Below are 11651 nucleotides of genomic sequence, written 5' to 3' on the forward strand. Positions count from 1 at the left end.
GAGGTACATAAATAACGTCGTTTTCTTAGAATCAGAATGACGGTTTTACCTTGGAAAGGAGTGTCATCAATTTCCTGAATTCGATAGTCATGAACTCTTTTTGTTTTACAACCACAACAGGGACAGGTCTGCTCAGAAGTTCTGGTTTCAATGAAAAACTTTAAAAAAGAATCTGCCTGAATTACTTTTTTTACAAAAACATCTTTCAAGTCTAAGAATGCCTTGCTATAATTAGGGTACATCTATAAGAGGTCACCTCCGTTAACATTAAACTTTGGTCGGGATAATGCGTTTGGGAGGCTTCTTATAGATGTATTTTATTACAACAAAAAGAATGTTGGAAGTGTGCTTTTCAAGCACACCCCAACATTCAGTATAGAACCTTTTTTTGATAAAAAGATCAGCACGGCTTATCTTTATAGCACCAGAACCAGTCCATACAATTCAGGTTTTCCGCCCCAGGATCATTGACCCGTTCCAGAAGCTGGTCGTAAGTACGAGGCGGAGGAACCATGGCAGGACTGCCGGGTTCCCAGTTAGCCGGAGTTACTACGCTGCTCCGGTCAGTTGTTTCAAGGGCTGTTAAAAGCCGTAAGATTTCACAGATATTTCTCCCATTGGTAAGCGGATAGATTAATATCGCCCGAATGATCTGATCAGGGTCAATGAAAATAACATTACGGACCGTTTCCTGTTTGGCGGCATCAGGTGCGATCATTCCATACAGATTTGCCACATCTGCCATTCGGTCTGCTATAATTGGGAATGGAATCTGAATTCCTGTCAGCAAATAGATCTGGTTTACCCATGCAAGATGTGATGGGTTGCTGTCAATGCTCAGACCGATTAATTTTGCATTTAAAGCTTCAAATTGGTCATTAGCCTGCGCAAATGCAATAAATTCGGTGGTGCAAACAGGTGTAAAATCTCCTGGATGGGAGAACAGTATCACCCAGTGTCCTTTGTAGCCGGATAATTTTATGGGTCCGAATGTTGTCATTGCGGTAAAGTCAGGAGCTTTCATTCCAATGCTTATATTCATAGGTATTCCTTACTAGCTTTTTGTATTAATATATGGCTGTATTGGATAAAATAGTTCTAATAATTGTTATATTCCTTATTTATAATATTTTTCATACCACCGTGGTTCTCTTATATATTCTGGTTTTGTTTTAATCTTAGATTTTCCATAAAATCCACATGATTCGTTTTCAATTGTATTATTGCCTTTATTTGAATCATAATGTGGACATTGATTTATATCTTTTTACCCGTGGAATAACATACCGCATTCTTCGCAATATAGCCATGTGACTTTATTTCTAATATTATTTGGTGTTTTAATTCTCTTTGCATTAGCTTTATCATATCCACATATAGGGCATGTAAATACAGTTTCTCCGTACCAGTTGATCTTCTCTAAGGCGTTTAAACCGGTTTCAAGAAAAGTTAAGCATTCGTTTTTTTCACAATTATTAAGCATTTGTTTGACTCCTTAACGAAATAGTTAGAATCTGTCTTTATATAGTATAACATATTTATTTTCAAAAATCAAACATATGTTCGTGTTGATGATCCTATGAACTGTTGGAACTTTTCGTTTTAGAGAGATTTTACGTATTAATTATAAAAAAACTATCAGCTCAATACTGATAGTTAGAAAGGAAGTTGTTGATAATTAATTGTAATTTAGTCAATGTTGATCCAATATCTTTGTTCAACAATACTTTCGACCAAAATTTCATTTTCCAGGACACCGCCATTATTTACTATACTTTTTGCTGAACCTATGTTCTTTTGATCACATACCATTAAAACTTTATCTAAACCAATCTTTTTGCACTCCTTAAGGGCAAGACCTATCATCTTGGTTGCAACTCCTTTTCTTCTCTCCGAAGGACGTACACCATCTCCGATATGTCCACCATTTAAAAACAGAGATTCATTTAGATAATGCCTGATGTTAACGGCACCAACAAACAAATTTCTTTCTTCATCCAGACAAAAATAAGTGGAATATGGTACAAATCCTTCTTTTTCAACGTTGCTATCTAAACAATTTATATAATTATCAAAATAACGATAATCATATCTAACAATTGCATAAGGAACGATTTTTTCGCCAGATGCATACCATTCTTCCATCATATCATTTAGATGCATTTTATATTTTTCTTCTAATTTTACTAAACGAAGCATCATTTTGCTATTCCTCCCCAAATTTAATTTTCATATAATAATATAACAAACTACTCTAACTATCAATGTTAAATTTCCAATAAGTAACAGCATAATATTGATTGATGTAACGATTCAGCATGATGAGGCCAGGCGTTCAAAGGGAGGATCAAGAGATCATTGAACTGAGTATGGATTATTTTAGTTGATTCTTAGACTTTCAAACGATTTAAATTTTTTTCATTAATTTTTCTCCTGGTATTTAATAATTATAAAAGTTATGCTATAATAAGATTCAGTGAGGTAAATCTTTGCCTGAGTATTGCCTGTTGATGAAGTTTCCCACCAAGTCCTGTATGATTACTTTGACCGAATCGAGAGGAGAATCATATATTATGAAATTTGCTGTGGATCTCTCTCAACTGTTGTTTTTTGCCGGTAACTTTATTTGATTTTTGAATGTTGCTTATTATTGAATTCTAGCATTTTCTATGAATTCCATTTCATCAAACTCAATTCCCAAATTACATTTTTTAAAATTATTCCCATTTCAGCGTTAAGTTTTTCTCTTGCATAATCGGGAGTGTCAAACATGTTTATCATAGGACGGTTAAAGCGATCTGCAAGACCAGTTGAATGTGCCATTTCATGTAAAAACTATTTAAAGTACTGTCTTTATTTTCTTAATTTTTCATTTACCTTCCCATTTAAATTCTTGGCTTAAATTACCATAATCGGTTTCGTCTACTGCGTTTTCTTCTGTAATTCCCAATTTATATAATAATTTTTCTAAGTTAGCCATAAGTGGCATCTGGCACCGATGGGATGAATATTCCATTTTATAGCAAGGGGGAAGGCAGCCGTGGAGCAGTATGTCATACAGAAATGAACTATCACCTCCAGTGGCTGTGCATCTGGTCACGTTCTTTGTACAAAAATAGGTCATAAGGAAAGAAAAGGTGCAGATATAAAAGGAAGCTGCAGTAGAACCGGAATTGTACTGAGGAGGTGAACGAATAACAATCTATTTTACTAAAACAGAGCAGATAGATGAGAAGGGAGTGTTGCCATGTAAAGAATTAGAGAAATTAACTGAGAAAACACGGGCGTTTCTAATTTCCCAGGGCATTAAGTAAGACCTGCACCAAAGAAAAAAGGGCTGGTTGGGTAGAAAAAAGGCAAATAAGAAGGGGTGATGAAAATTTGTAATGAATAATAAAAGAAAATTTGTTTTATTAAGTGTTTTTTTAATGATAACAAGTATTCCAATTAAAAGTTATGGCACTTGGGTTCAGCAGGGTGATCATTGGTCTTATGAAGATAATTGGATACGGGCAAAGAAAGTTTGGAAAATGATTGATGGCGACTGGTTTTATTTTGACCAGATGGGACACATGGGTACCGGCTGGAATTTGATAAATGGTAAGTGGTATTTTTTTAATCCAATTTCTGATGGTACAAAAGGTAAGATGCTGACCGGGTGGCAGTGGATTGATGGTAAGTGTTACTTTCTATCACCTGCAGATGTGGGAAATTATCCAAAGGGTGCAATGTATGAGAATGATTTGACTCCAGATGGATATATCGTCAATGAATCCGGAGCATGGATTAACGAAAAAGGTATTGTTGAGATCCCAAAGAAAGGGATACAGACGGTTGTAGAAAGGAATACATTATCAACAGTCAGAACCGTATTTTCTGGAGGTTCGGGGGGAGGCGGAAGTGGTGGTAGTGGTGGAAGCCGGGGGCACAGCAGCTCAAACATTTCTAAAAATAAAAATAAAGGTGAAAAGCCTGATATTAATCCTGAACCCAATAAGCCAACAGATCCAGATCATAATGGAGGAAAGGAAGTCCCGGAGGTACCTATTAAACAATACAAATATACCGTAAGATATATGGATATTGCTGATAAATCAATTCTTCAGATTATAACCGGAACTGGGAAAGAGGCAGAAACAATAGAACTGATACATCCCTATATTGATGGATATGCACTGTGTAAAAGGCAGAAAGAAACTCTTGTGCTGACTCATGATCAGATTACTCTAAATATCTATTATGAAAAAGAAACTCCAGCATCTCCTTCTGAAGCCAGAAAAATTGACTGGATCTTAAAGTTTGTTGAAGAGGGTAAGCCGGACAGGGAGATTTTTAAAGGACAAAAGGGTAAGACAGAGGAAGGTAAGGAACTATTTATTGATTTTCCTGAAACAATTATGGGAAATGATAAATATTACTATTATTCCCTGATACCCAGTCCATGGAGTGTTGTGGTGAATGGTAACGGTATACAGAAATATTATATCGAATACCGAAAAGGTGATCATTTGCCTGAAGAACCTGATCCCGATGCAGAGGCTAAAGAAAGATTGAACTACTGGCTGAATATTTCCAGTGAGGCAGATCAATGTATTACAGGAGAAAGGCCATCGGCCGGGCAGCTTGTCAGTGAAAGCCAGGAGGAAGGAAATGAGAGGCTATTTAACCTTATCTCCATGGCAGATGGGACAGACCGGAAAGAAGTATATGTAATAGCAAAAGGATATACCCACAATGCCGCAGTTGTTGGACAGAAGTTCCCAGCTGTTAAAAACATTTCTGAGCTTTTATTGGAGCAATTAATAATTGATGATGAGATGTATACCATATTAAAGGTAGGGTTTGAGAAAACTTATGATGAAAATACCTGCGTTCATAGCTATGAAGTGATTGACCGGATGGCTCCCGCATGTATGGATAACGGTTATGAAACAGTACGATGCGTAAAATGCGGGAAGGAGGTAACAGTGATATTACCTGCAACAGGACATGCAGACTCAGGTCATGACGGAATCTGTGACATTTGTTATAAGCCGGTAGATGAAACACCGGAAGCGGTCCGCTACAGTGTGGGTGATGTTCAGTTCCGAACCATTGGAAATAGAACCTATTTATTTCGATGTATTGATGATGACTATGAGGATGCCATGAATAACAGACAGAAAGCTGCTCTATTTCTATGCGATAGTATAATACGGTCCGACATTATGGGATCATCCAAAAAGATTAATTTTGGAGATAACAATAACTATAAGTATTCTAAGATACGGGAGTGGTTGCAGAACAATGCTTCTGATTCACAATTCTTGTATGAAGCTTATATAGGAATTACCCGGTCGTACATAGGCTCTACTTTTAGAGGGACATACGAGCAGCTAAATGAGAGCAGTTTAATGGGATTTGACCGTCTATATCAGTCTATGGAGGATAAAATCTTTATTCTGTCCGTGGAAGAAGCGTTAAAGTATCGGGATTATTTGTGGTCATTTAACGGTAGTGATACAAAAAATCCTGATTCGCAGATATCCGCCTATTCGAAAGGCTATTATCTGAGAACACCTCAGAATGGCGGGCTGGATGATTTTTGGTATGGTGATGGAATATACGCGGTCAGTCTCACAGACGGAAATATACAGCCGGTCAATGTGTCAGAGACAAGCATAGGGATCAGACCAGCCATGACGATTCCACAAGGATAGGAGAGACATGGAGTTTGGAAAAATAAATACGAGGAGGAACAATGAGAATAAATTTTGTGAGAGGGCTGGCATACGTGATGTGTGCCACCCTGACAATCACCGCAGTACCGGCCTGGGCGGTATATGGGGTAGCAGGGACAGAAGTTTCCAGTTCAATGGCCACACCTTCTGAAGCGAGCCGTGATACAGAAATTGAGAGTGAAGAAATTGGTAATGAAGAAGATCACCAAGAAATGGAACCGGAAGAGATTCCCGCTGCAGATCCGGAAACGATAGCAATTCCCATAGCAGATCCGATACATATTGCAACACTGTCTGAAGCATCAGAACCTGCTTTTACAGAAATAAAAAAAGCTTTAGCAGCTTTTCTTCTTTCTTCTGTCCCTTCTTCCAGTTCCCTGGGAGATATCTGGGATTCCTGGTCTGGAAAGACCAGTTTTGAATTCTTAAGTGGAAGCCAGGGAGAGGGAACGGAAGAAAAGCCATACCTGATCAAAAACCGGGAGCAGCTTATGGGACTATCCGAGCTTACGGCCATGGGCATGATGGTACCGGAGGCGGAGGGAGCCAAGTATGCCGGAGATTATTCCGGATGTTACTTTGCCCTGGGCGCCAATATTGATCTTCAGGGAGTGGACTGGATTCCCATCGGTTTTTATCAGGAATCTTCTGAAAAGGCTGGGGAAGTTACTCACACATTTAATGGTTTCTTTGATGGAAACGGAAAGACCATTAAGAATTTAAAACTGACTTCCTTTGCCGGTTATAACAACGTAGGACTTTTTGGGTCAGTATCCAATGCGAGCATCCGTGACCTGACCATAATTCCGGACAGCAGTTCCATAAAGGGAAATGACCGGACCGGTGTGGTAGCGGGATATGCAGAAAACAGTGAGATCCGTAATGTAACCGTAAAAAATGCTGACATCAGCTCCACCGGTATTTCCGGAGGAATAGCAGGAGAGATCAGTGGTACTGTCATTGAAAATGCCACCTGCGAAAAAGTCATGATTGATGCAAAAGGAGGAAGTGAAATCATTTATGCCGGTGGAATCGCTGGGGTTGCCACCAATTCCGTCATCGTGGACTGTGAGGTATCTACCGGCACAGGAACTGCCGCAAGAATTCAGGGAACCGGATACATAGGTGGTATTGTAGGGTATCAGAACGATTCGAATGTATTTAACTCCTATGTAAGCGGAACCATTGGAGGTTATCATTCCACCGCCATCGGAGGGATTACAGGGAAATATGCAGCCGGGAAAATAAAAGCGGCACGTTTTGCCGGTACTATTGGAAACTCTCAGTTTGGTTCCATGGCAAGGGAAGGAACCTTTATCGGAACCAGACAGGGAGCAGCAACTAATTTCAACTACATCGAGGATGTGGCGTATCTGTTTGCTGATACGGAAAGTAAGATAAGCGCCAATGTCTGCGGTTCAGAGATTGAGGATGACAATGATTATACCTACGCCGCCCATATCGGTTACTGGCACACCGGAGATCTATACTATACTCTGGTTCAGGGCGGAGTACAAAAGGTTATATCGGATTGGTACTTTTATGAAGAACTGGAAAAAGGTATCCTGACCGTTCTTGATGAGGAGTCTGGAAATTACACCCTGGATCACTTTGCACCGGATTCTTTGGGCAGGCCCGTAAGAGGATATCTATTAAATGTCAATCAGATTGATACCATAGCAAATGGCCAGAACTATTATGATATTGCCACCTTGGAAGTACGGGGAAGTTCCCAGTATTCTAAACCCATGGATAAAGAAAACCGGGGAGCCATTGCAGCCGGTACCGTAGTCACCGTAACAACAGCACCAAACAATACGGATACGGAAAAGTTTCAGATCGAAGGCGCTCCTTTCTATGTTAATAGCAAGGGAATCAAAAAGAATAGTACCTATTCTGACAGCAGCCATGCCTATACATTTACCATGCCGGAAGATAACATCACCCTTTCTGCCATTTATAAGAAAGTGGCAGTTTCTGTAAAGGTAGATCCGGAAAGATATACCTTTGCAGTCACTCAGACCAGGACTGGAAACCGGAAGAATCCGGTAATTACGACAGAGATTAAAAACAAGGAAGGAAAGCTGATGGCCCGGTATATCAACGGTGTATTAGAAAAAGGAACGGAGGTGCAGCCAGTAAATATAAAGGCTGTGATTGATGCTAACAATGACGTAGCAGACAGCCGTGTGAAGTGGAGCATTGATGATCCCCAGCTCATTGCTCTGGCAAAGAACAATGATGAGGAAACTGACGGATACACTTCACAGTCAGCAAGCCTTTCAGTCAATCTTTTCTCCTCCTTCTTTCAAACCATTATAGCGGATGCAGAAAAGAAACAGGCAGATGAGAACTACCAGTATAAGATTCCCAATACGATTTACGGAGCTGGACACCAAAATGGTGGAGTTGCAGTTTTAACGGCACAGACCAGACCTTCTACTTCTTTTGAGGGGAAACCCTGTGCTGCCAACAGCCGGATCAATGTCACGTTTCAGATCCTTGACAATACCTTAGTAGCCACGGAAGGAGCAGTTTTTGATAAACAGGCGCTTACCTATACGGTCAAAAGGACTCTGACCGGGGATCGGACCAATCCACAGGAAACGGTTACAGTAACAGCCCCCCAGTCCTTAACGGCAACGTTTACTCCGGACTTTTTTTCTAAGGATGAAGTGGTATGGAACAGTTCCGATCCGGCAGTGGTGCAAGTGGTGCAGGATAATGAGGCATACCGGGAAGCATCGGTTAGCGCTTTCAAGGATGCCGCCTGGATACGTAACATCATAGCTACCGACAATGGAATCAAAAGCAATGATCCATATGCCAAAGTGTCAGGAAGCGGAAGCCGGGATGCAGTTATTACCGTTGATGGAAAAGACAAGTTGGGGAATAAAGCTTCCGCTGTCTGCCAGGTAAATATCAACTTTGTGACAGATGACCAGACAAGAGTAGTGCCGGAAGGCGTTACCCTGGATCAAACAGAACTATCCTATGATCTTGGCTATCGGCTGGCGGGAGATATCCATTCACAGATTGCAGATAAGATGGGATTTACTGCAAAGAAACTGTCTGCAATGGTTCTTCCGGATCTTGATGAGTCAGAAGAACATAAGCCCTATGACCATACTGTAATCTGGACTACCTCTGATCCGGAAGCATTATCCGTTGATGCGCAGGGAAATGTAACTCCAGTCGATGGTGCTGCCTGGATCAAGGAAGCGCTTGGCCAGGTTCCTTACCAGGGAGAAAAGAATGTGGAGATAACGGCCACTACGAGAGATGGAAAGAAAGCAGCCACCTGTCTGGTGAAACTTTCATTCCAGGCAGAATGCCTGGAAGCGGACCGAAACATTGAGACTTTTGATCTGGTACTGACCAAAACGGGGAGAAGAAATAGTCCTACTTATACCTGGAGCGGTATGGAAGCCAAGAAATTTTCTGCTTCTGTTTATCCGGGAAATAGGGAGAAAAAGTTAACCCAGTGGCGGTCCTCTGATTCAGGAATACTTTCCGCAGATTCAGAAGGAAATGTCAGATTAGTTGTAATTAATGAAAAACAGGAAATAATTGCTGGCTGGATCAATGAGATACTGGGGAAATCACAGTACTCTGGAAGCACAAACGCTATTGTATATGCAGAGAGCAGTGATGGAAAGCTTTCTGATCCAATCCAGGTAAGATTAAACTTAACAGTCATTGATAACACCACTTCTGGCGGCAGTTCCGGAGGCGGCGGGGGAGTCGGTGGCCGATCCGTAGGTGTAACGGCTGCAGGAAATATCAAAGGACCGGCAGCTCCCTATGGTGCAATCACCGGCACATGGACCCAGACTGGAAATGGAAAGTGGATCTTCGCTTCCGACCGGACCTATACCGATGAATGGGCATACATTAGTAACCCATTTGCAACGGGAGATCAGGAAAAGGTTTCCTGGTTCCGGTTTGATAAAGATGGATTTATGGTGACGGGCTGGCAGACAGATGCAGATGGATCCACATACTATCTAAAAGCAGCCTCTGATGGGACGCAGGGCCAGATGCTTAGTGACTGGCAAAATATAGACGGAATCTGGTATTACTTTAACCCGGTTTCCGATGGGACAAAAGGAAAGCTGCTTACAAACACGGTTACCGCTGATGGCTATACCGTAAACGAGAAAGGACAATGGATTCAATGAATAAAACGAAGGACAGTATTTGTAGTGGTGGAAAATAAAGTGAAATACGGAATCGTGATAGGGACAAATGATAATTGGTTGGAGTTTTACTAAATACTGGGGAGTATGTAGATGTCCCAGTCTAGTAAAAAGAATATCAAGAAAACATAAGTTCACCGTTACTTAAAAATAGAAAGATATTAGTACATTGACAACTGAATATGTTAAACCGACAGAAAAAAAGTTATAAGCATGAACTAGATTCAGTTCCGCTCATGAACTTGAAGAAGAGTGAAGGAAAAAAGGAAATTAAGACCGTCCTATAAATGGTGCTTGCTATCTGCAAAGTCAACGTAATGGACCAATAAATTTATCATGGTTATGTTGCACCCTAAATGTATTTAAATACACAAAATTTTGAGTATTGCAATGTGTTACAATTGCATTACAAATATGGTATAATAAATACATATAAAGGATGATGAGATATGGCTAGTATTAATCTTAGAGTAATGATGAACTTAAAAAACAGAGTGAAATGATTTTTGAAGAGCCTGGTATGAATACCAGTACAGCAATTAATATTTTTTGAAACAGGTGATTCGTTCCGATGGCATTCCATTTACAGTACAGGCAGATCCATTTATTCGGCGGAGAATCAGGCTCATCTGTTGGCAGCAAAAGAAAGAATGGAAAAAGGCGAAGGAAAAGTTCATGATTTCATTGAGAAGGGAGGAATTGAGATGAAAAAGAAAATAATAGGGGCAATATTATCAACGTTACTTACAGTAATGATGGCAACACCGGCTTTTGCGGAAATCATCTGGACAGCAGATAAACTTCCGGCAGGATACACAACGAATGAGTGGGAGAATAAAGATTTTTTCTTGAATGCGGGTAATGCGATTAAGAAAGATACTTATACTTACTATGTAAAAGATCTTCATGGGAATTTTATGAAAGATGCTATTTTGGCTGGAGGATCAAAAACGGATGGAAATGGAGTATTGATTCATGCAGACGGGCATGTTTGTTCTTATGGTACAGAAGCGGCTGAAACTGAGTATTTTAACACTCAAGAGTATGAACATGACACTTGGCATCAAGATTCATTGAAATTATTAAATGAAAATGGAATAAGTAATTATTGGATTGGTGATAGTAAAGGTTCTTCATATAGAAGTCAATGGGCTTGGTTAATGACTTCTCCCAGTGGAACTAAGGATGGTCTAAAGTATGCTTACTGCTTTAATGAATATGGTTATCTTTATACTAATACCATAACCCCAGACGGATATCAGGTCAACGAGCTTGGTCGGCTAATGATTGATGGAAAGGTCATGACAAGGAAATATAATGACAATACTCCGTGGTACGGTTTTGTAAGATTTCCAATCGGAGCATTGGGCTATGATTATGAGTCCAGTGAAAGGGCAGCACAACTTTGGGGAACTCCTAATCCTTACTTTTAAATAATAATTTAATTTCAAAAGACTATCGGTTGATTCATAATCGGTAGTCTTTTTTTGTGTGCGCCTTGCGGCGCACGTTTCTAATGGGTGAAAGTCCCTAATCCGCCCTAGTAGTGGGAAGGATACAGCCAAGACCAAGGGTGTCCACCGTGAGATGGAATCTGAAGGAAGGTGGAGGCAAATCTCTGATCTGACGAACAGAAACCACATCAGGCTATGGTTAAGGATAAAGTTGCACAACAAACTGAAGTCCAATAACTACTCGGAATTAACTGTAGTAAATGTGGCAGATAGATGGG

Annotated in this window: 8 protein-coding genes; 3 read left to right on the forward strand and 5 right to left on the reverse strand. The window is 40.2% G+C overall.

The genetic code is table 11. The features are described 5' to 3' along the window. The 5 genes from DS742_RS27630 to DS742_RS30105 form a co-directional block, all read right to left on the reverse strand. A partial coding sequence (locus tag DS742_RS27630; RefSeq protein WP_147325896.1) for a transposase family protein occupies positions 1-242 on the reverse strand: 242 nt, incomplete at its 3' end. Positions 243-400: 158 nt separating this feature from the next. Further along, positions 401-1042 (reverse strand): peroxiredoxin, encoded by a 642-nt coding sequence (locus DS742_RS27635; RefSeq protein WP_117420121.1) that lies wholly within the window; start codon positions 1040-1042, stop codon positions 401-403. A gap of 225 nt (positions 1043-1267) precedes the next feature. Beyond that, a complete protein-coding gene (locus DS742_RS27640; protein ID WP_117420122.1) occupies positions 1268-1483 on the reverse strand; it encodes a hypothetical protein in 216 nt (71 codons plus the stop codon). Positions 1484-1689: 206 nt separating this feature from the next. Next, the gene (locus DS742_RS27645) at positions 1690-2202 is read right to left on the reverse strand and encodes a GNAT family N-acetyltransferase (protein WP_117420123.1); all 513 of its coding nucleotides are present in this window, start codon (positions 2200-2202) and stop codon (positions 1690-1692) included. Between the two features lie 465 nt (positions 2203-2667). Further along, entirely contained in the window at positions 2668-2823 is a 156-nt protein-coding gene (locus tag DS742_RS30105; RefSeq protein WP_170313623.1) for a hypothetical protein, read from the reverse strand. Positions 2824-3428: 605 nt separating this feature from the next. On the opposite strand from DS742_RS30105, the gene DS742_RS27650 reads away from it, so the two are divergent. The 3 genes from DS742_RS27650 (at position 3429) to DS742_RS29305 (ending at position 11352) form a co-directional block, all read left to right on the forward strand. After that, complete coding sequence (locus DS742_RS27650) at positions 3429-5699, forward strand: DUF6273 domain-containing protein (protein WP_147325897.1); 2271 nt, start codon at positions 3429-3431, stop codon at positions 5697-5699. Positions 5700-5740: 41 nt separating this feature from the next. Then, complete coding sequence (locus tag DS742_RS27655) at positions 5741-9901, forward strand: hypothetical protein (RefSeq protein WP_117420125.1); 4161 nt, start codon at positions 5741-5743, stop codon at positions 9899-9901. A 650-nt stretch (positions 9902-10551) separates the two neighbouring features. Then, positions 10552-11352 (forward strand): hypothetical protein, encoded by an 801-nt coding sequence (locus tag DS742_RS29305; protein ID WP_205692817.1) that lies wholly within the window; start codon positions 10552-10554, stop codon positions 11350-11352. The last annotated feature ends 299 nt before the right edge of the window (positions 11353-11651 follow it).

It is taken from the genome of Lacrimispora amygdalina, from assembly GCF_003432035.1.
Lineage (GTDB): Bacteria > Bacillota > Clostridia > Lachnospirales > Lachnospiraceae > Lacrimispora > Lacrimispora amygdalina.

Excerpts from the sequence above, each read along its gene's own strand:
- DS742_RS27635 (WP_117420121.1), bottom strand. The coding sequence starts at position 1,042 with ATGAATATAAGCATTGGAATGAAAGCTCCTGACTTTACCGCAATGACA.
- DS742_RS27640 (WP_117420122.1), bottom strand. The coding sequence starts at position 1,483 with ATGCTTAATAATTGTGAAAAAAACGAATGCTTAACTTTTCTTGAAACC.
- DS742_RS27645 (WP_117420123.1), bottom strand. The coding sequence starts at position 2,202 with ATGATGCTTCGTTTAGTAAAATTAGAAGAAAAATATAAAATGCATCTA.
- DS742_RS30105 (WP_170313623.1), bottom strand. The coding sequence starts at position 2,823 with ATGGCACATTCAACTGGTCTTGCAGATCGCTTTAACCGTCCTATGATA.
- DS742_RS27650 (WP_147325897.1), top strand. The coding sequence starts at position 3,429 with ATGATAACAAGTATTCCAATTAAAAGTTATGGCACTTGGGTTCAGCAG.
- DS742_RS27655 (WP_117420125.1), top strand. The coding sequence starts at position 5,741 with ATGAGAATAAATTTTGTGAGAGGGCTGGCATACGTGATGTGTGCCACC.